This is a genomic window from Streptomyces sp. NPDC051364 (genome assembly GCF_040682115.1).
GTDB lineage: Bacteria > Actinomycetota > Actinomycetes > Streptomycetales > Streptomycetaceae > Streptomyces.
Map to the genome: position 1 here is coordinate 299,287 of NZ_JBFBAH010000004.1, position 19,910 is coordinate 319,196.

Here is a 19,910-nt window from a genome sequence, read left to right on the forward strand (position 1 = left end):
CGTACGTCGGCCCCGGCGCGGTATTCCGCGCCGGGGCCGACGTACGTGCAGGTGAGGGCGAGCAGGTGAAGCGATCAGGCGGCGAGGCCCAGTGCGGCCATCCGCTTCGTGTGCGCCTTGGTGATCCGGGTGAACATCTCGCCGACGGCCGCCAGGTCGAAGCCGGCCGCCATCCCGTCCACGCCGCCGACCAGCATGGTGGAGAGCGCGTCACGCTCGGCGACCACACGCTGCGCCTGCGAGAGCGCCTCGCCCATCAGCCGGCGGGCCCACAGCGCGAGCCGGCCGCCGCAGCGCGGGTCGGCCTCGATGGCGGCCCGCACCTTCTCGACGGCGAAGCCGCCGTGGCCGGTGTCGTCCAGCACGCTCACGACCAGGGCGCGCGTGTCGGTGTCCAGGTGGCTGGCGACCTCGCGGTAGAAGTCGCTGGCGATCGAGTCACCGACGTAGGCCTTGACCAGGCCCTCCAGCCAGTCCGACGGCGCGGTCTGGCGGTGGAAGTCGTCGACGCCCTTGGCGAAGGGCTCCATGGCGGCGGTGGGCTCGGCGTCGATCGCCGCCAGCCGGTCGCGCAGCCGCTCGAAGTGGTGGAACTCCGCGGAGGCCATCTTCGCGAGCTCGGCCTTGTCGTCGAGGGTGGGTGCGAGCTTCGCGTCCTCCGCGAGGCGCTCGAAGGCCGCGAGCTCTCCGTACGCGAGTGCGCCCAGCAGGTCCACGACGGCGGCCCGGTACTGCGGCGAGGCGGAGGCGGTCGCCCAGTCCTGGGCAGCGATCCCGGTCGCCTCGGCGGCGGTGCTGTCGTCGGAGGGCGATGCGTTTTCAACGGTGGACATGCTCCGCACAATAGCCCGCCGGAACGCCCTGCAAGGCACCGCATCCGGTCACTGTCGGTCCGCCCAAACGCGACTACCAGGTGAATTCACCCGACACAGCTGCGCGATTCCGGGGTACAGTGGTAATGCGCCTGCCGGATACTCGGCGGGCCATCCGAATGAGGATGCCCGGTCGGTGGCCCGATCGGCTCCACCCGACCGCCCTCGGCGTGATGCGTACGTCCATGCGTACCGCCTCTCCACGAGGGGCCCCCTCAGCGGCACAAGCGCTTGAGCGAAGGCTAGTGGTCCCGCGCAGCTTCGTAATGGCTCTCCCGAACTTTGGGCGGGGCGCAGTACTGCAAGCCAGGCACGGTACGACCCCCCTCGCCGCCTCGCGCCGCGTCTCACAGAAGAGGCAGCACCCTGACTACGTTCCGAGACCTCGGGATCTTTCCCGAGACGGCCGAAGCCCTTGAGGCCGTCGGCATTGTGTCCCCCTTCCCGATCCAGGAGATGACCCTCCCCGTCGCCCTTTCCGGCACGGACGTCATCGGCCAGGCGAAGACCGGAACCGGCAAGACGCTCGGTTTCGGCCTTCCGCTGCTGGAGCGGGTCGTCGTCCCCGCGGACGTCGAGGCCGGCCGGGCCACGCCCGCGCAGCTCACCGACTCCCCGCAGGCCCTCGTCGTCGTCCCGACGCGCGAGCTGTGCACCCAGGTCACCAACGACCTGCTGACCGCGGGCAAGGTCCGCAACGTCCGCGTCCTCGCCATATACGGCGGCCGCGCGTACGAGCCCCAGGTCGAGGCGCTCAAGAAGGGCGTCGACGTGATCGTCGGCACCCCGGGCCGCCTGCTCGACCTGGCCGGTCAGCGCAAGCTCGACCTGTCGCACGTCAAGGCCCTCGTCCTGGATGAGGCCGACGAGATGCTCGACCTGGGCTTCCTGCCCGACGTCGAGAAGATCATGAACTACCTGCCGGCCAAGCGCCAGACGATGCTGTTCTCGGCGACCATGCCGGGCGCGGTCATCGGCCTGGCCCGCCGGTACATGACGCAGCCGACGCACATCCGCGCCACCTCGCCCGAGGGCGAGGGCGTGACCGTCGCCAACATCAAGCAGCACGTCTTCCGTGCGCACAACATGGACAAGCCGGAGCTCGTCTCCCGCATCCTGCAGGCCGAGGGCCGCGGGCTGGCCATGATCTTCTGCCGTACCAAGCGCACGGCGGCCGACATCGCCGAGCAGCTGGAGAAGCGCGGCTTCGCGTCCGGCGCCGTCCACGGCGACCTGGGCCAGGGCGCGCGCGAGCAGGCGCTGCGTGCGTTCCGCAACGGCAAGGTCGACGTGCTGGTGTGCACGGACGTCGCCGCGCGCGGTATCGATGTCGAGGGTGTCACCCACGTCATCAACTACCAGACGCCGGAGGACGAGAAGACCTTCCTGCACCGCGTGGGCCGTACCGGCCGCGCGGGCAACAAGGGCACCGCCGTCACCCTGGTCGACTGGGACGACATCCCGCGCTGGCAGCTGATCAACAAGGCGCTGGAGCTGGACTTCCACGACCCGGCCGAGACGTACTCCACGTCTCCGCACCTGTTCGAGGAGCTGAACATCCCGGCCGGCACCAAGGGCATCCTGCCGCGCACCGAGCGCGTGCGGGCCGGCCTGAAGGCCGAGGAGCTCGAGGACCTGGGCGAGACCGGCGGCCGCGGTGGCCGTGGCGGCCGCGGTCCGGCCGCCGCCGCCGCTGCGGTGGTCGAGGAGCGTCCCGCCCGTACGCGCACCCCGCGCCAGCGCCGCCGTACGCGGAGCGGGTCGGAGCTCGGTGCCGAGGGCGCTGCCGTCACCCCCGTGGTCGAGGCCGAGGCCCCCGAGGCTCCGGCCGGCGACGAGTCGCGCAAGCCGCGGCGCCGGCGGACGCGTTCCGTGACGACGGCTGCCGCCGCTGCGGCTGCCGTGGCCGAGGCGGCCCCGGTCGCCCCGGTCGTCGAGGCCGCCCCGGTGGCCCCGGTCACCGAGGCTCCCGCCGAGGAGGCCCCGGTCAAGGCCCGCCGGACCCGGACCCGCAAGGTCGCCGAGGCGCCGGTCGTGGCGGAGCCGGACTTCCAGCAGGCCCCGCAGGCCGAGCCGGTCAAGGCCGAGCCGGTCAAGGCCGAGCCGGTCAAGGCCGAGCCGGTCAAGGCCGAGCCGGTCAGGGCCCGCCGGGTCCCGACCCAGAAGCCCGTCCTCGCCCAGGTGACCCCGATCGCCGAGGCTCCGGCCGCGGAGACTGTGGTCAAGGCCCGCCGGACCCGCAAGGTCGTCGACGCGGCCCCGGAGCCGGACTTCCAGGTGGCCCCGCCCGTGGAGCCCCCGGTCAAGGCCCGCCGCACCGCCACCACCCGGACCCGCAAGGTCGCAGAGGCCGCTCCGGTCGTCGCCGAGGCCGCCGCGGTGGCCGAGGAGGCTCCGGTCAAGCCGAAGCGCACCCGGACCCGCAAGGCCGCCGCTGCCGTCGTCGAGGCTCCGGCCGCGCCGGCCGCCGAGGAGGCCCCGGCGAAGCCGAAGCGCACGCGGACCCGCAAGGCCGTCGCGGAGACCACGGAGGCCTGATCCCCCGTTCCGCCGTCCGGTGGCCCCGGTCCCCTTCCGAGGGGGCCGGGGCCACCGGCGTACCCGGGCTGGACAGGCCCCTACGGGCCGGTAACCTCTGGCCATGAGCAAGCCGCCCCGCCTCACGCTGCCGTCCGGTGCCCGTGCGCACGTCCTGTCCACCGCCCGCGGCGGGTTCGCCGTGCACGAGGCCGGTGAGCCGGTCCGCGGCACCGCCCTGCTGGTCCCCGGTTTCACGGGCAGCAAGGAGGACTTCATCGGCCTCCTCGAGCCGCTGGCCGGCGCCGGGTACCGGGTGGTCGCGGTTGACGGGCGCGGGCAGCACGAGAGCCCCGGACCGCGCGAGGAATCGGCGTACGCGCTGGACGAGCTGGCGCTGGACGTCCACGCCCAGGCCGCCGCGCTGGGCGGGGGTTCGGTCCACCTGGTCGGCCACTCGCTGGGCGGGCTGATCGCGCGGGCCGCCGTACTGCGCGATGCGGCGCCCTTCGCCTCCCTCACCCTGATGAGCAGCGGCCCGGCCGCGATCTCCGAGGGCCAGCAGGAGCGTACGAAGCTGCTGGTCTCCGCCCTGGAGGCAATGCGCGAAGACATGCCGGGCGTATGGACGGCGATGCGGTCCTTCGACCCGGAGGACGCGGTGCCCGACGCTCCCGAGCTCGCGGATTTCCTGCGCGGGCGGTGGCTGGCCACGGTGCCCGAGCAGCTGATCGCCACGGGCCGGATCCTGGTCTCCGAGCCGGACCGGGTGGACGTGCTGAGCGGGGTGGACCTGCCGAAGCTCGTGCTGTCCGGCGAGGTCGACTACGCGTGGCCGGTCCCGCTGATGGACGACATGACACATCGACTGGGCGCTGAGCGGGTCGTCGTACCGGGTACCGAGCACTCCCCCAATGCGGAGAATCCGCAGGTCACGGCCGGTGCGCTGGCTGCGTTCTGGGACGCCCACCCCCAGGTTTAGTTAGCGAATGAAAAAATTTCCTTAGCGTAGGGAATGTTTGCCTCTTACACTTCGTTGGAACAGTGCAAGGAGAACACTGACGAAGGGAGAAGCCCCATGCGCTTCGAGATTCTGCGCCTGGACGATGTCGACGGATCCGCCGTGGACAGCACCGTCGTGGACGCGGCCTCCGTCAACCGGATCGTGCAGCAGGCGGCCGCCGTAGGCCAGCGCATTCTGATCCGACCGGCCGAGAGTGCGTCCTCCTGACACCTCCGCTCAATCCGCACATGCCGCAGACGCCCCCGCACCGATCCGGTGCGGGGGCGTTCGCGTACGCGGGAACGGGTCAGGCCGTGTGAATGACCTGGAGCACGCCGTTGATGATCTGCTGGACGGCGATCGCGGAGAGCATCATGCCGGCGAGCCGCGTCACGAGGACGACGCCGCCCTCCTTGATGACCCGGATGATCACGAGCGAGTAGCGCATCGTGAGCCACAGCACGACGTGCATGGCGATGATCGCCAGCCAGACCGAGACCTGGCCGGTGACCCCGTCCGCCTTCTGCACGGCGAGGATGACGGACACGATCGCACCGGGACCGGCGAGCAGCGGCATGCCGAGCGGCACGAGGGCGACGTTCACGTCCTTGGTCTGCTTGGGCTCGTCGTTCTTGCCGGTGAGCAGGTCGAGCGCGATGAGCAGGAGCAGCAGACCGCCCGCGATCATCAGCGCGGGGACGGAGACGTGCAGGTAGTCCAGGATCTGCTGGCCGCAGATACCGAAGACGGCGATGACGCCGAAGGCCACGCAGACGGCCTGCCAGGCCATACGGCGCTGCACCTTGGCGGGGCGGCCGGAGGTCAGGGCGAGGAAGATCGGCGTGATCCCCGGGGGGTCCATAATCACAAAAAGCGTGAGAAATAGGGATCCGAAGACGGCGAAGTCGAACACAGTGATGCCTTGCAGGAGAGAGGGGTGTTACGAAGAAAGAAGAAGGGGCGGCGAAGCGCGGTTACGCGCCGGTCGCTCCGCCGGCGCCCGGAACGGGGAAGGCCCCCGTCGCGCGGCGCGTGATCTCGCCGTAGATCTCGGGGTCGGTCGTGTACTCCCCGAGGCGGCAGGTCTTGCGGCTGCCGTGGTAGTCGCTGGACCCGGTCGCGAGGAGTCCGAGCTCGCCGGCCAGGGCGCGCAGCCGCGCGCGCGTGTCGGAGTCGTGGTCCATGTGGTCCACCTCGATCCCGTCCAGGCCTGCGGACGCGAGCTCGGCTATCGCGGACTCGGGTACGCACCGGCCGCGCTTGACGGCGGCGGGGTGCGCGAACACGGTGACCCCGCCGGCCGCCTTGACGAGGCGGATGGCTTCGAAGGGGTCCAGCTCGTGCTTCTCGGCGTACGCGCGGCCGCCGTCGGCGAGCCAGTCCGCCGTGAACGCGTCGGACACGCTGGGTACGACGCCCAGCTCGACGAGCGCGGTGGCGATGTGCGGCCGCCCGACGGAGCCTTCGCCCGCGATCCGGGAGACCTGCTCCCAGGTGACGTCGACGCCGAGCTCCCGGAGCTTGCCGATCATGGCGTGGGCGCGCGGGGTGCGGTCGTCGCGGACGAGCTCCCGCTCACGGGCGAGCTCGGGCTCCTCGGGGTCGAAGAGGTACGCGAGCATGTGCATCCCGATGCCGTCGAGCCGGCAGGACAGCTCCATGCCGGTGACGAGGGTGAGCCCGTGCGGCACCGCGGCGAGGGCTTCGGTGTATCCCCCGACGGTGTCGTGATCGGTCAGTGCGACCACGTCCAGCCCGGCGGCGGCCGCATTGCGGACCAGCTCGGCGGGGGTGTCGGTCCCGTCGGAGGCCGTGGAGTGGGCGTGCAGATCGATGCGCACGGCCGGGGCTCCAGGGGTCTCGCGGGTACGGGGGGACACCCCAGGGTACCGCCCGCCTGCCGTACGGGCGCCACGCCACCCGACACCCGGCCCCCGGCGGGGGCCTTGGGGTGTCCGGCTACGGACCCAGCACGCGCGGGCTCAGCGCGCCGCACGGGAGGAGTTCGACCTCGGCGCCCGCATCGCGCAGGTCCGTCAACACCAGTTCGTCGTACATCAGCAGGCCGGACTGCTCCGGCCAGACCACGGCCCACAGCCACAGCCCGCGCGCCTCGCCGGCGAACACGGCCCGGTCCTCCGGGGCTCCCTTCACGTGCCACAGCGGTGTCGGGCGGCCCGCCGCGACGACCTTGGCGTGCGGCGGGGCCGAGACGTCGATGTACGTACCGGGGTCGGGACCGTCGATCCCGGCGTACCGCGCGCCGAGGCCGACCCCCAACTCCTCGGCGACCAGCAGCAGCTCCCCCAACCCGCCGAGCGGTCCGGGGCCCGTGCAGGCCACCGCCGTCGCGCGACCCCCGCTGCGGTCGTCACCGGCCGCGGCCACCCCGGTGAACAGCCACCCCACCGGCAGCGGCCACGGCATCCACACCGGCACCTTCGCCCGGTTCACCACGACGCCCAGGCCTTCGACGCTGGGCGGGATGACGGGCTGCAGGGGGTGCACCGTGCCATGCACCGCACACTGCCACGAGTCGGAGAAAAGCCCGGGCGCCCTGACCCGACCGCCGCACTTCGGGCAACTTGGTTCGCCCCTCATAAGAAGCCACGCTCCTCCCCGCCCGGCGCCCCGTCAAGACACGATCACCCGTCCGGATGTCTCAGTCCAGCGCCACGGCGGTACGAAGAGGATCCCGCAGATCCGTGCCGTGCGACAGCCAGCGTTCCTGGAGCGCCGCCGCGCCGTGCACCCGCTTCCACGCGGCCTCGTTGGCCGTCATCGGCAGGAGGGGGAGGAAGTGCACCGGGTCCATGGGCTCGTCGAGTTCCAGGTCCTCGACCAGCCCGCCCGGCTCCGCGACGAGTACGGAGGTGAAGGGCGCCCCGTCCCACAGCGGGCCGCCGACGTCGAGCGAGGCGCCGGGGGTCACGACCAGCCCCTCCACCTGCGGCGAGGCGCCCAGCACCGCGAGGGGCCGCAGCAGCTTGTCGGTGGGCGCCAGGCCCGCCCGTACGGTCAGCACGAGCTCGGCGCGCGGTCCGCGCAACGGGTCGGCCACCACGGAGGTCGGGTCGCCCATCGGATGCGCGGACATGCCGAGGGTCGCGTAGCGCACGAGGTCGCCCTCGGCGAAGCGGAGCACTTCGATGCGGTCGGTGCCGAGGAAGGTGACGGCGGCGCGGGCGTCGGGTTCGCCGAGTGCGCTGCGCAGCCGGGCTTCGACGAGAGCCAGAATTTCTGCCATGAAGCGAGCATAGAACTCGTATGAGGCGGGTAAAGCGCGGGTCTTGACCATCCGTCGGCTGATAATGTTGACCGCTGGTCGGGGCCACACTCTTGAAGAGTTGTTCAGGGCGTCCGACGACAGGACGTCCTCCACGGGGGACCGGCCGGAGGAGGTGGGGCTGCAATGGATCGAAGTCGATCGTGCAGTACCAACCGCTCTTCCACTCCCGGTACGGGCACGTTCCAGCCCGTTTGATCATCTGATCAGTCGAAGAGCGACGGCAGAACTTTGTCCTCCCGTCCTGTTCCTTCCGTCTGCCCGGCCCTGCCCGCCGGCAGCGGCGGAAGGCCTCCCACCCGTACGGTCCGCAGCCGTGCGTGCGAAGGAGCCTGCCATGTCGATGCTGCCCTACCTCCGTGCCGCCGTACGTCCGGCCCTGCGCAGGTCCACCCCGGCCCAGCCCGGCTACGACACCACCCGCGACCCGTCCGCGAGCAGCGCGGTCGTCGACTGCGCCGTGTACCGCGACGGCCGACGCGCTCTGGGATCAGCCTGCCTGACGCCGCGTGAGGCGATGGCCCGGGTCCGCGAGGGCGGCGGCTTCGCATGGATCGGCCTGCACGAGCCGACCGAGGCGGAGTTCGCGGGGATCGCCGCCACCTTCGGGCTGCACCCGCTCGCCGTGGAGGACGCGGTGCACGCGCACCAGCGGCCGAAGCTGGAGCGCTACGACGACACGCTCTTCACCGTCTTCAAGACGATCCACTACGTGGAGCACGCCGAACTGACCGCCACCAGCGAGGTGGTGGAGACCGGCGAGGTGATGTGCTTCACCGGCCCGGACTTCGTCATCACGGTCCGGCACGGCGGCCAGGGCTCCCTCAAGGGGCTGCGCCACCGGCTCCAGGACGACCCCGACCTCCTGGCCAAGGGCCCCTCCTCGGTCCTGCACTCCATCGCCGACCACGTCGTCGACGGGTACATCGCGGTCGCGGCGGCCGTCCAGGACGACATCGACGAGGTGGAGAGCGCGGTGTTCGCCGCGCCCGCCAAGGGCAGTGCGCGCGGCGGCGACGCGGGCCGCATCTACCAGCTCAAGCGCGAGGTGCTGGAGTTCAAGCGGGCCGTCGCCCCGCTGCTGCGGCCGATGGAGCTGCTGAGCGAGCGCCCGATGCGGCTGGTCGACCCGGACATCCAGAAGTACTTCCGCGACGTCGCCGACCACCTGGCGCGGGTGCACGAGCAGGTCGTCGGCTTCGACGAGCTGCTGAACTCGATCCTCCAGGCCAACCTGGCCCAGGCGACGGTCGCCCAGAACGAGGACATGCGCAAGATCACCTCCTGGGCGGCGATCATCGCCGTCCCGACGATGATCTGCGGGGTCTACGGGATGAACTTCGACCACATGCCGGAGCTCCGGTGGCGCTACGGCTATCCGATGGTGATGGCCACGATCGTCGCCATCTGCTTCACCATCCACCGCGCCCTGCGCCGCCACGGCTGGCTCTAGTGCCACCCCCTACTCTGGTGCGCATGACTCTCAGCACGCTCGACCTGGCCCTCGTCGAGGAGGCCACGAAGAAGTCCGGCCTGATCTGGGTCCGCGGCTCCGGGGCCGACCGGGCCCTGTGGCACGCCTGGGTGGACGGCGCGGCCCACGTGCTGGGCGACGGTCCCGGTGAGCAGCCGTTCCCGGGTCTCGCGGACGGCGCGACCGCCGAGGTGACCGTGCGCAGCAAGGACAAGGGCGGCCGGCTGGTGGCCTGGACCGCGACCGTACGGGAGCTCGCGCCCCGCAGCGAGGAGTGGCAGGCCGCGGTCGCCGAGCTCAAGGGGAAGCGGCTGAACGCGCCCGACTCGGAGGAGATGACCGAGCGGTGGGCGCGCGAGTGCCGGCTGCTGCGGCTGGAGCCGGTGACGGCGAGCACCGACCTGCCGGGCGGATCGCTGGCCGCGGCCCCGCTGGGCTCGCCCGCGGTCACCCGCCGGCCCATCCCGGCCGGCCTGCCGAAGCTGCTGCTCAAGCGGAAGAAGGCGGCCCGCTAGGGCCGGTCCCCTTCCTTTTCCTTGCCCTTCGGCTACTTCGTCGGGTTCGAGCCCTGGCCGGAGCCCTTGCTCGGGGCCGGGGCGGGCGACCCGCTCTGCTCCTTGGTCGTCGGCATCTGGGAGCCGTAGTCGACGGTCTGGTCCTGCGCGGGCGCCTCCAGCGGGAAGGCCTTGCCCCACTCCACGAGATCGACCCGGCCCGCCCCGCCTGCCCGCTCCAGGCGCAGCGGGTACGGGGTCCCCTCCAGGGAGACCGACAGCTTGCCGCCCTTGCCCTTGTCCGCCGTGACCAGGACCGCGCGGGTGGGCCCGACCTTGGTGTAGTCGCCCTTGGCGAGCTTGCCGTCGAGTCCGAGCAGCCCGTCGAGGAGCACGTGCATGTCGGTGAACCCGCGGAACTGCTTGTACGTGGGGTCGCTCTCGGGCACCTTCACGTATTTGTCGCCGAGCTTGCCGGCCGAGTCGGACTTGCCCCAGAAGGCGGCGCTCGCCTTGAGGTAGAGCTGCTCCCCGACCCGCAGCACCTGGAAGGTGTCCTCCTGCGACTTCACCTCGCCGGAGCCGCCGTCCTTCTTGAGCCGCATGTCGAGCGTGAAGGACTTGCCGCCGCTGACGAGCGTGCCGGACAGGTGGACCGAGTCGGCGGCGCCGGCCGCGGCCTTCGCCTTGTCCTCGATCTGGTCGGCGGAGAGCTTGCCGACCCCGTTGGTGCCCTCGTCGGGGTCTGCACCGCAGCCCGCGCCGGTGACGGCCAGGCCCGCGAACAGAACACCGGCGAAGGCCGCCCGGCGCAGCCGTGCGGCGGGGAGGTAGGCGGTCACGGGCAGGTGCCTCTCGTCGTGCGTCTTCGAGCAGCAGGCAGCGTACCCGCCCGTAGCAACCGTGCCGGGCGGGTGGTCGGCCGGCCCGGCCGACCGCCTCCCCCGCCTGCGCACGGGCGGACCGCCCCACCAGGACGGTCTCCCGCGGCACGGGCTAGCCTGAGGGGCGGCAGGACTGAGGATCGACGCTCTAGGAGGCGCTCGCATGGCTGGTGGCGCCCCGCGGATCTTCGTCTCGCATCTGTCGGGTGTGCCCGTTTTCGACCCCAACGGCGACCAGGTCGGCCGCGTCCGCGACCTCGTCGCGATGCTCCGCGTCGGCGGCCGTCCGCCGCGGCTGCTGGGCCTGGTGGTCGAGGTGGTCAGCCGGCGCCGGATCTTCCTCCCGATGACCCGGGTGACGGGCGTGGAGTCCGGGCAGGTAATCACCACCGGCGTCGTCAACATGCGGCGCTTCGAGCAGCGGCCCACCGAGCGGCTGGTCCTCGGCGAACTGCTGGACCGCCGGGTGACGCTGGGCACCACCGGCGAGGAGGTCACCGTCCTCGACGTGGCCATCCAGCAGCTGCCGGCCCGGCGCGACTGGGAGATCGACAAGATCTTCGTACGCAAGGGCAAGGGCGGCGCGCTGCGCCGGCGCGGCGAGACGCTGACCGTGGAGTGGTCGGCGGTGACCGGCTTCTCGCTGGAGGAGGAGAGCCAGGGCGCCGAGAGCCTGGTGGCCACCTTCGAGCAGATGCGCCCGGCCGACGTGGCGAACGTCCTGCACCACCTGACGCCGAAGCGGCGCGCGGAGGTGGCCAACGCCCTCGACGACGACCGCCTCGCGGACGTCATGGAGGAGCTGCCCGAGGACGAGCAGGTGGAGATCCTCGGCAAGCTGAAGGAGGAGCGCGCCGCCGACGTCCTGGAGGCGATGGACCCGGACGACGCGGCCGACCTGCTCTCGGAGCTCCCGGAGGACGACAAGGAGCGGCTGCTGACGCTGATGCAGCCGGACGACGCGGCCGACGTGCGCCGTCTGCTGTCGTACGAGGAGAACACCGCGGGCGGTCTGATGACCACCGAGCCGATCGTGCTGCGCCCTGACGCGACGGTCGCGGACGCGCTGGCCCGCGTACGGCAGGCGGACCTGTCGCCGGCGCTGGCCGCGCAGGTCTACGTGTGCCGGCCGCCGGACGAGACGCCGACGGGCAAGTACCTGGGCACGGTGCACTTCCAGCGGCTGCTGCGGGACCCCCCGTTCACGCTGGTGAGCTCGATCGTGGACGCGGGCCTGCCGCCGCTGCGCCCGGACGCCTCGCTGCCCCAGGTGACGAGCTATCTCGCCGCCTACAACATGGTGGCGGTACCGGTGGTCGACGAGAGCGGTTCGCTGCTGGGTGCGGTGACCGTGGACGACGTACTGGACCACCTGCTGCCCGACGACTGGCGGGAGACGGACTACCACGCCGAGGAGGTCCCCGGTGCCCGGTGAGCGACGCGGTGAGCCGGCGCGCGAACGGCGCCGTGAGCAGATCCGCGTACGGCGGGAGCTGGCGCGCGAGCACGCCCGCGAGTCCGCGCGCGAGCAGGGGCTCACGGGCCGGGAGGAGGAGGTCGCCGAGCGGCAGCGGGCCAGGACGGCCGGTTCCTCGACCGGGTCGACCGCGCTGACCCGGTCGCCGCGGGTGCGGCTGGACCAGCCCCGGTCGGACCGGCGGCGGCTGCTTCCGGTGTACGACCCGGAGGCGTTCGGGCGGCTGTCGGAGCGGGTGGCGCGGTTCCTCGGCACGGGCCGGTTCATCGTCTGGATGACCCTGGTCATCATCCTGTGGGTGCTGTGGAACATCTTCGCGCCGGACCACCTGAGGTTCGACGAGTACCCGTTCATCTTCCTGACGCTGATGCTGTCGCTGCAGGCCTCGTACGCCGCCCCGCTGATCCTGCTCGCGCAGAACCGGCAGGACGACCGGGACCGGGTCAACCTGGAGCAGGACCGCAAGCAGAACGAGCGCTCCATCGCCGACACCGAGTACCTGACCCGGGAGATCGCCGCGCTGCGGATGGGTCTGGGCGAGGTCGCGACCCGCGACTGGATCCGGTCGGAGTTCCAGGACCTGATCAAAGAGATGGACGAGCGGCGGCTATTCCCGCTCGAGAGTGACGAAGGCGACCGCTAGCGGCCTTTCCGGAGGCAGGCTACCGAGCCGTACCATCGTGGCATGGCTACCGACACAAGCTCCGCCGCCGTGCCTGAGCAGGACGCGATCCTCGACGCGCTGGCGACGGTGAACGACCCCGAGATCCACCGGCCGATCACCGAGCTCGGCATGGTCAAATCGGTGGAGATCGGCGACGGCGGCGAGGTCGCCGTCACGGTCTACCTCACGGTGTCGGGCTGCCCCATGCGCGAGACGATCACCAAGAACGTCACCGAGGCCGTCGAGCGCGTCGCCGGCGTCACGTCGGTCGCCGTCACGCTGGACGTGATGAGCGACGAGCAGCGCAAGGAGCTGGCGGCCACGCTGCGCGGCGGCACCGCCGAGCGCGAGGTCCCGTTCGCCAAGCCGGGCTCGCTGACCCGCGTCTACGCGGTCGCGTCCGGCAAGGGCGGCGTCGGCAAGTCGTCCGTGACCGTGAACCTGGCCGCGGCGATGGCCGCGGACGGCCTGAAGGTCGGCGTCGTGGACGCGGACATCTACGGCCACAGCGTGCCGCGCATGCTGGGCGTGGACGGCCGCCCGACCCAGGTCGAGAACATGATCATGCCGCCGTCCGCGCACGGCGTGAAGGTCATCTCCATCGGCATGTTCACCCCGGGCAACGCGCCGGTGGTGTGGCGCGGTCCGATGCTGCACCGGGCCCTCCAGCAGTTCCTGGCGGACGTGTACTGGGGCGACCTGGACGTACTGCTGCTGGACCTGCCGCCGGGTACGGGCGACATCGCGATCTCCGTGGCCCAGCTGGTGCCGAACGCGGAGATCCTGGTCGTGACCACCCCGCAGCAGGCCGCGGCGGAGGTCGCGGAGCGGGCCGGCTCGATCGCCGTGCAGACGCACCAGAAGATCGTCGGCGTCGTCGAGAACATGTCCGGGCTGCCGTGCCCGCACTGCGACGAGATGGTCGACGTGTTCGGCTCGGGCGGTGGCCAGCGGGTCGCCGACGGCCTCACCAAGACGGTCGGCGCGACGGTCCCGGTGCTCGGCTCCATCCCGATCGACGTACGGCTGCGCGAGGGCGGTGACGAGGGCAAGCCGGTCGTCCTGTCGGACCCGGACTCCCCGGCCGGTGCGGCGCTGCGCTCGATCGCGGGCAAGCTGGGCGGCCGCGCCCGCGGCCTGGCCGGCATGTCCCTGGGCATCACCCCGCGCAACAAGTTCTGACCGTCGCGACGTGAAGGGCACCGCCGACCGGCGGTGCCCTTTCCCGTACCCGGGGCTACTCGTATGCGGCCAGGTCGCCGATCACCGAGAAGCCGATCCCGTACGCGCTCATTCCCCGCCCGTACGCACCGAGGTGCACCCCGCCCCGCGTCGAGCCGGCCAGCACCCACCCGAACTCGGACTCGCGGTAGTGGAACGGCGTCGGCTCCCCGTCCACGGGGAGCGAGAGCGTCGACCAGTCCTCGCCGTCGAGGTCGTCGGCGAGCTCCCACGCGGCCTCGGTCTGCTGGTCGAGCCAGTCGTCGCGCAGGGTGTGGTCCATCTGCCCGGGCCAGCTGTACGCCAGCAGCCCGGAGCCGGCCAGCCAGGCCGCCGAGGAGACCGACGTGGCCTCCAGGACGCCGGTGCCGTCGCTGCTGCGGCGCAGCGGGTTGCTCGCGACGGTGACGACCACCGCGAAGCGCTCCTTCTCGCCGGTGGCGAGCTCTCCGCGCGCGGAGGGCTCGTCGCCGTGGCCGGTGGAACCGTGCTCGACGGTGCCGTCGGCTCCGGTGCCCACCTGCATGAGCCAGCGGGGGCCGGTGAAGGCCCCGTCCAGCCCGTACCAGGGGAAGTCCGCCGCCAGGAACCCCCCGGCCGTCCGGCGGGCCGTCGGGACGGGCGCGGCGGCCTCCTGGGGCTGCGCGGGGGCGGGCTCGGCGGCTGCAGCCGCCGACTCCGCCGGTGCGGCGGGTTCTGCTGGTGCGGCAGCGGGAGCGGGCGCCTCGGCGGGCTGCACCCCAACCCGGCTACTGCTCGTCGTCTCCATCGATGCGGCCTCTCGTTCCGTGGGGTCCGGAACGCGCCCTCCCCCACATCTCGTCGGGGGGACCCCCACCCTGGGGCGTCCTGGGTCCGGACTCATGGAGGATAGCCACCGGACCCCGGATCACCGGGGAAGGCTCGAATCAGGGGGTGTCTTACCGGCCGCAGGCCTCGCCGGCCCGACGGGATGTGGACGACACGACCTAGGTGGCGTCGGCGTCGTACGGGGTGCGCTGCTCGGCGGCCGGGGTGGCGGGCTTCTTCAGCAGGTCCGGGCCGGTGGCGGCGGGCGCGGCGGAGGTGCCGGCGGCGGCCGGGGCGGGGGCCGGGGCGGGGGCCGTCTCCCTGCTGTTGACGGCGTCGGTGACGTCGTTCAGCTCCTTGCGGAGATCGAAGGTGCTGCGGATCTCCCGAAGGTCCTCGTTCTCGGTCAGCTGCTTGCGGATGAACGTCTTCGGGTTCAGGTCCTCGAACTCGAAGTCCTTGAACTCGGGACCGAGTTCCGACCGGATGTCCTGCTTCGCGCTGTCGGAGAACGCGCGGATCTTCCGGATGACCCCGGTGACGTCCTGGATCACCTTGGGCAGCTTGTCCGGGCCGAAGACGAGGATGGCCAGCACCACGATCGTGACCAGCTCGAGTGCGCCTATGTCGTTGAACACCTTGCCGCTCCTCGGCTCTCTTCACTTCGGGCCACGACACACGGTACCCGGCCTTGCCGACGAGCCCATACATCGGTGCGCCATCGGCCTCGGATTCTCCGTATGGTCATGATCCGTTCGCCGAACCGAGGACCAGCTCCAGGGTGCGCTCCCGGCCGTCGCGCAGCACGGTCAGGGTGAGCGGATCACCCGGGCGGTGGGCCCGGATCTTGATGACGAGCTCGTCGCCGCCGTGCACGCGGACCCCGTCCACCTTGGTGATCACGTCGCCGCCCTGGATCCCGGCGCGGGCGCCGGGGCCGTCGGCGGTGACGGCCGGCTTGCCGCCCTCGCCCTTGGTGGCGACGCGGGCCCCGTCGCCGGTGTACTCCATGTCGAGGGTGACGCCGATGACGGGGTGCGTGGCGTGGCCGGTGCGGATGAGCTCCTCGGCGACGCGCTTGCCCTGGTTGACCGGGATGGCGAAGCCGAGCCCGATGCTGCCGCTCTGCTTCGCGCGCTCGTCGCCGTCTCCGCCTGCGTCGGCCTCCCGGATCGCGCTGTTGATGCCGATCACGCGGGCCTTGGCGTCGAGGAGGGGGCCGCCGGAGTTGCCGGGGTTGATGGGGGCGTCGGTCTGGAGGGCGTCGACGTAGCTGATGTCGCTGCCGTCGCCCTTGTCGCCGCCTGCAGTGATGGGCCGGCCGGTGGCGCTGATGATGCCGGCGGTGACGGTGTTGGAGAGGTCGAACGGCGCGCCGATGGCCACCACCGGGTCGCCGACCTTCACGTTCTCGGAGTTCCCGAGGGAGAGCGGCTGCAGGCCCCGTACGCCTTCGACCTTGACGACGGCCAGGTCGTAGCCGCCGTCCCGGCCGACCAGTTCGGCGGCGACGCTCTCGCCGGTGCTGAAGGTGACCGTTATGTCCTTGGCGTCGGAGACGACGTGGTTGTTGGTGAGGATGTGGCCCTGCTGGTCGAGTACGAACCCGGTTCCGGTGCCGCTGCCTCCGCTGCCGCGGACGTGCAGGGTCACCACGCCGGGCAGTGCGGTGGCGGCGATCCCGGCCACGCTGTCGGGGGCCCGGCCCTTGCTCTCGACGGCGGCCTGCGGGAGTTCGAGGCGGGTGCTGCTCTGCCGTTCGGCGAGGACGCCGAGCCAGCCGCCGATGCCGCCGGCGAGGAGGGCCGTGCCGAGGCTGAGGGCCACGGCGTGCCGCAGCCGGATGCCGCGCCCGCCCGGGGCCTTCCCCTGATCGGCGACCTGGAGCGGCCGCTCGCCCCACGGGTCGTACCGCGGACCCGGCACCGACGCGTGTGGCACGGGCTCGGCCGCCGGATCGGAGCCTGCACCCGGCTCGCCCTCCGGCCCGGGCTCCGCCCCGGCCGATGCCGCCGGGCCGGCGGGGCGGCTCCACCAGGACGGAGCCGTGTCGGACTGCTGCTGGTCGGCCATGGGCGCTCCCCGGGGGTACCTGTAGCACCGCCGGGCGGCGCATCTGCCGCAGATTCAACCAGGTCCCCCACCCCCTGGGGGCCACACCCCGGTTCCCGGGCCCCCCGCCCCGGGTGTCAGCGGGTCAGGGAGACCGGGCGGGGTGAGGCGGAGATCGAGGGGTGGACCGGTGGCAGCGGGCCCGTGGGGTGCGGGCCGGCCACGAACCCGGGGCTCGGCGCCCGGTCCCGGACCACCGCATCGGCCACCGACACCGTGGGACCGGGCCGTGTCGCCGGGGCTTCACCCCGTACGTTCGGCTCGAGGGTGTCGACCGGCAGCGAACCGCCCAGCGCGATCGCGGCCAGCGAGACCGCCCCGGCCGCCACGAACGCGAAGCGGCGGCGCGGGCGCCCCACCTCGTGGATGCGGAAGCCCTGCTGCGGTGCGGCCGGGGGCACGTACCCGAAGAGCTCCGCCCCCGGCGGGCTCTGCGGACCCGGCGGACCGGGCGGCCCGTCGAGGCCGTCGCCCGGCAGCCCCTGCAACCGGGCCAGCAGCCCGGCCGACAGCGGCGGCGGTGCGCTCTCCACGAAAAGGCTCTTCACACGGCGCTGCGCATCGGCCTCGGCCTTGCACTTGGCGCACGTGGCCAGATGCGCCAGCACCCGCTCGCGCACGTCATGGCTCAGCTCCCCGTCGACCAGCGCGGCGAGACGGTCGCCCAGGTGCTGTTCGGCAGGAGACGGACTGACTCCGCTCACTCGGCTCCGCCCTCTCCCCCGGCGCCCGGCGCGCCCACCGCCACTCCCGCCAGCGCCCGCTGCTCGGCACGGGCCTCGGGAGACCGGTGCTTGAGCGCCTTGCGCAGATGGGAACGGCCCCGGTGGATACGGCTGCGCACGGTGCCGAGCTTCACGCCCAGCGTCGCGGCGATCTCCTCGTACGAGAGGCCCTCGATGTCGCACAACACCACCGCCGCACGGAACTCGGGCGCAAGGGTGTCCAGCGCCTGCTGCACGTCCGCGTCGAAGTGGGTGTCGTGGAGGACCTGCTGCGGGGACGGCTCACGGCTCGGCAGCCGCTCGGCCGCGTCGTCGGCGAGCGCGTCGAACCGGATCCGCTGCTTGCGGCGGACCATGTCGAGGAACAGGTTGGTGGTGATCCGGTGCAGCCAGCCCTCGAACGTGCCCGGCGTGTACGTGGACAGCGAGCGGAAGACGCGGACGAAGACCTCCTGCGTCAGGTCCTCGGCGTCGTGCTGGTTACCCGTCAGACGGTAGGCAAGGCGGTAGACCCGCGCACTGTGCGTGCTGACGATCTCCTCCCATGAGGGAGGGGTCCACGCCTGGGTGCCCGCATCGGCGGCAAAGGTCGCGGTGGTTGCGGTGGCAGCGGTGTGGAAGCGGTCAGCAATGTTGGTCACGGATTTCGGCTCACCCGCCGACCAGAAGAGGCGTCTGAATACGCCTCCACGATCCACAAGCGCAGCCGCACCTCCCCTATCGGCTCTGGTGGTGTCCAGTGGAGTCCCTACCATAGCCACCCCTCCCGTCAGCTCCGGATAAGCATTTTTGCAGTAACTTTGCACGTGCCTTCGGCACGCCGAGCCGTCGATCTGCCCGGTGCCGTCCCCATCTATCCCGGCTGCGCCCCGCCCTTACGCCCCTTTTGCCTCGCTGGGTCTTTCCGCCGCTGTTTTCTTCAACGCCCGGTCCCATCTGCGGGTTCCCGACGTCAACGGATACAGTCACCGTTGCGCCAACTATGGGGACAGGAGAGGGTCATTACCGGCAACCGGCAGACGAGCTGGGCGTTCGCCGACGCGTTTGTCGCCGAGGACGACGCTCTGCGGTGGGCCCGCGACCGGGCCAGGGAAGCGGGCCTGCGCTCCGTCTCCCCGGGCACCGGGGCTGCGCTGCGCCTGCTCGCCGCCACCGCGGACGCCAAGGCGGTCGCCGAGATCGGCACCGGCACCGGCGTCTCCGGCATCCACCTCCTCCACGGCATGCGCCCCGACGGGGTGCTGACCACCGTGGATCCCGAGGCCGACCGGCAGGCCTTCGCCCGCCAGGCCTTCCGGGCCGCCGGCTTCGCGGGCAACCGCGCCCGGTTCATCCCGGGCCGCGCACTCGACGTACTCCCCCGGCTCGCCGACGGCGGGTACGACCTCGTCTTCTGCGACGGGGACCCGTCCGAGTCCCTCGACTACCTCGCCGAATCGTTGCGCCTGCTGCGCCCCGGCGGGCTGGTGTGCTTCGAGGGGGTCTTCTCCGACGGCCGCACCGTCGACTCGGCGGCGCAGCAGATCGAGGTGATGCGGGTACGGGAGCTGCTGCGCAGCGTCCGGGAGAGCCCGGCACTGGAGGCGGCCCTGCTCCCGGTGGGCGACGGCCTGCTGTGCGCGGTCCGGCGCTGAGTGCCCGTACGGCTGGTGCCGCGTCAGGCGACGTTCGCCCCGTCGCGACGCCCGGCACGCCGAGAGCACGCACCGGACGCCGCTCCCTGACGGGCAAACGTCGCCTGACGCGGCACCAAGCGGCCTCGGCTCAGCTCAGGAGCAGGAAGGTGAGGGCCGACGTACCGCCCAGCGCCGTACCGGCGAGGAGTTGCGCGGGGGTGTGCGCCCGCAGGACCAGCCGGGACCAGGCGACGGCGGCGGCGATCAGGGCCGCCGGGAGCACCCGCGGTCCGAAGACGAGCAGCAGGATCATCACGGTGCCTCCGGCCACCGACATGTGAATCGATATCTGCCAGCCGACGGTCACCAGCAGGGACGACACCAGACCCACGAGCATCGCGACGACGAGCGCGAACACCTCGCCGGGGGCGCCGAGGACGCGCAGCAGGGTGATCCCGGCGACCACGGAGACCAGGCTCAGGGCCATCGGGACGATCCGCTGCCTCCGCACCCGGATGTGCTGGTCGGTCAGCGCCCCCCGCCGGACGCCGGAGGCGATGATCCCGACCGGGACCACACCGCAGAACAGGGCGGCGAGCAGGCCCCAGCCGAGACCGGTCCACGACGCCCTGCCGTGCCATCCGATGAGCAGGAGAAGGGCGACGACCATGTTGGCCGGCGCCAGCCCGTCGGAGACGACGCGGGCGGCCTTCTGGCGGGGAGTGCACTCGGCGAAGGCCGGCGGCGCAGGCGGGGAGAAGGTCACGACGGGCTCC

19 protein-coding genes and 2 pseudogenes are annotated in these 19,910 nt (G+C 72.1%); 9 read left to right on the forward strand and 12 right to left on the reverse strand.

Annotation, left to right across the window (positions count from 1 at the left end; translation table 11 throughout):
* Positions 1–74: 74 nt before the first annotated feature.
* Positions 75–833, reverse strand: a complete 759-nt coding sequence (locus AB0M76_RS11035) for a ferritin-like fold-containing protein (protein WP_266664043.1) — start codon at positions 831–833, stop codon at positions 75–77.
* Between the two features lie 495 nt (positions 834–1,328).
* Here AB0M76_RS11035 and AB0M76_RS11040 point away from each other — a divergent pair, with 495 nt between their 5' ends.
* The 3 genes from AB0M76_RS11040 (at position 1,329) to AB0M76_RS11050 (ending at position 4,620) form a co-directional block, all read left to right on the forward strand.
* Complete coding sequence (locus AB0M76_RS11040) at positions 1,329–3,410, forward strand: DEAD/DEAH box helicase (RefSeq protein ID WP_365952572.1); 2,082 nt, start codon at positions 1,329–1,331, stop codon at positions 3,408–3,410.
* A gap of 103 nt (positions 3,411–3,513) precedes the next feature.
* Complete coding sequence (locus AB0M76_RS11045; protein WP_365952573.1) at positions 3,514–4,371, forward strand: alpha/beta hydrolase; 858 nt, start codon at positions 3,514–3,516, stop codon at positions 4,369–4,371.
* Between the two features lie 96 nt (positions 4,372–4,467).
* Positions 4,468–4,620 (forward strand): hypothetical protein, encoded by a 153-nt coding sequence (locus AB0M76_RS11050; RefSeq protein ID WP_166663124.1) that lies wholly within the window; start codon positions 4,468–4,470, stop codon positions 4,618–4,620.
* A 79-nt stretch (positions 4,621–4,699) separates the two neighbouring features.
* On the opposite strand, the gene AB0M76_RS11055 is transcribed toward AB0M76_RS11050, so the two are convergent.
* The 4 genes from AB0M76_RS11055 to AB0M76_RS11070 form a co-directional block, all read right to left on the reverse strand.
* Positions 4,700–5,305: a MarC family protein gene (locus tag AB0M76_RS11055; protein ID WP_365952574.1), complete on the reverse strand. Its 606-nt coding sequence runs from the start codon at positions 5,303–5,305 to the stop codon at positions 4,700–4,702.
* A gap of 61 nt (positions 5,306–5,366) precedes the next feature.
* Positions 5,367–6,233, reverse strand: a complete 867-nt coding sequence (locus AB0M76_RS11060; RefSeq protein WP_365952575.1) for a PHP domain-containing protein — start codon at positions 6,231–6,233, stop codon at positions 5,367–5,369.
* A gap of 118 nt (positions 6,234–6,351) precedes the next feature.
* Positions 6,352–6,993: a DUF6758 family protein gene (locus tag AB0M76_RS11065; RefSeq protein ID WP_365952576.1), complete on the reverse strand. Its 642-nt coding sequence runs from the start codon at positions 6,991–6,993 to the stop codon at positions 6,352–6,354.
* 61 nt (positions 6,994–7,054) lie between these two features.
* Positions 7,055–7,639 carry a suppressor of fused domain protein gene (locus AB0M76_RS11070; protein ID WP_365952577.1) on the reverse strand — a complete coding sequence of 195 codons (585 nt, stop codon included), beginning with the start codon at positions 7,637–7,639 and terminating at the stop codon, positions 7,055–7,057.
* Positions 7,640–8,015: 376 nt separating this feature from the next.
* Between AB0M76_RS11070 and AB0M76_RS11075 the strand changes: the two genes are divergently transcribed.
* Positions 8,016–9,131 (forward strand): magnesium and cobalt transport protein CorA, encoded by a 1,116-nt coding sequence (locus tag AB0M76_RS11075; protein ID WP_365952578.1) that lies wholly within the window; start codon positions 8,016–8,018, stop codon positions 9,129–9,131.
* A 23-nt stretch (positions 9,132–9,154) separates the two neighbouring features.
* Positions 9,155–9,667: a hypothetical protein gene (locus AB0M76_RS11080; RefSeq protein ID WP_365952579.1), complete on the forward strand. Its 513-nt coding sequence runs from the start codon at positions 9,155–9,157 to the stop codon at positions 9,665–9,667.
* A gap of 32 nt (positions 9,668–9,699) precedes the next feature.
* Here the strand turns inward: AB0M76_RS11080 and AB0M76_RS11085 are convergent, their stop codons facing one another.
* Positions 9,700–10,488, reverse strand: coding sequence for a hypothetical protein (locus tag AB0M76_RS11085; protein ID WP_365952580.1), 789 nt, complete (start codon positions 10,486–10,488; stop codon positions 9,700–9,702).
* Between the two features lie 205 nt (positions 10,489–10,693).
* On the opposite strand from AB0M76_RS11085, the gene AB0M76_RS11090 reads away from it, so the two are divergent.
* The 3 genes from AB0M76_RS11090 to AB0M76_RS11100 all read left to right on the forward strand — a co-directional run bounded on the left by AB0M76_RS11090 (position 10,694) and on the right by AB0M76_RS11100 (position 13,853).
* Positions 10,694–11,965 (forward strand): CBS domain-containing protein, encoded by a 1,272-nt coding sequence (locus AB0M76_RS11090; RefSeq protein WP_365952581.1) that lies wholly within the window; start codon positions 10,694–10,696, stop codon positions 11,963–11,965.
* A gap of 175 nt (positions 11,966–12,140) precedes the next feature.
* Positions 12,141–12,650, forward strand: coding sequence for a DUF1003 domain-containing protein (locus tag AB0M76_RS11095; protein ID WP_365952764.1), 510 nt, complete (start codon positions 12,141–12,143; stop codon positions 12,648–12,650).
* A gap of 87 nt (positions 12,651–12,737) precedes the next feature.
* A complete protein-coding gene (locus AB0M76_RS11100; RefSeq protein ID WP_365952765.1) occupies positions 12,738–13,853 on the forward strand; it encodes a P-loop NTPase in 1,116 nt (371 codons plus the stop codon).
* Positions 13,854–13,908: 55 nt separating this feature from the next.
* On the opposite strand, the gene AB0M76_RS11105 is transcribed toward AB0M76_RS11100, so the two are convergent.
* The 5 genes and pseudogenes from AB0M76_RS11105 to sigE all read right to left on the reverse strand — a co-directional run bounded on the left by AB0M76_RS11105 (position 13,909) and on the right by sigE (position 18,273).
* Positions 13,909–14,661: a hypothetical protein gene (locus AB0M76_RS11105; protein WP_365952582.1), complete on the reverse strand. Its 753-nt coding sequence runs from the start codon at positions 14,659–14,661 to the stop codon at positions 13,909–13,911.
* 199 nt (positions 14,662–14,860) lie between these two features.
* Positions 14,861–15,319, reverse strand: a complete 459-nt coding sequence (locus AB0M76_RS11110; RefSeq protein ID WP_365952583.1) for a sec-independent translocase — start codon at positions 15,317–15,319, stop codon at positions 14,861–14,863.
* Positions 15,320–15,425: 106 nt separating this feature from the next.
* Positions 15,426–16,487, reverse strand: a pseudogene (locus tag AB0M76_RS11115) (trypsin-like peptidase domain-containing protein); the annotation flags it as partial.
* A 590-nt stretch (positions 16,488–17,077) separates the two neighbouring features.
* A pseudogene (locus AB0M76_RS11120) lies at positions 17,078–17,497 on the reverse strand (zf-HC2 domain-containing protein); the annotation flags it as partial.
* Positions 17,494–18,273, reverse strand: a complete 780-nt coding sequence (sigE, locus tag AB0M76_RS11125) for an RNA polymerase sigma factor SigE (RefSeq protein ID WP_365952584.1) — start codon at positions 18,271–18,273, stop codon at positions 17,494–17,496. The gene sigE and the pseudogene AB0M76_RS11120, both read right to left, overlap by 4 nt.
* Before the next feature lie 216 nt (positions 18,274–18,489).
* Between sigE and AB0M76_RS11130 the strand changes: the two genes are divergently transcribed.
* Positions 18,490–19,152, forward strand: a complete 663-nt coding sequence (locus AB0M76_RS11130; RefSeq protein ID WP_266664074.1) for a class I SAM-dependent methyltransferase — start codon at positions 18,490–18,492, stop codon at positions 19,150–19,152.
* A gap of 130 nt (positions 19,153–19,282) precedes the next feature.
* On the opposite strand, the gene AB0M76_RS11135 is transcribed toward AB0M76_RS11130, so the two are convergent.
* Positions 19,283–19,900, reverse strand: a complete 618-nt coding sequence (locus AB0M76_RS11135) for a hypothetical protein (protein ID WP_365952585.1) — start codon at positions 19,898–19,900, stop codon at positions 19,283–19,285.
* Between the last annotated feature and the right edge of the window lie 10 nt (positions 19,901–19,910).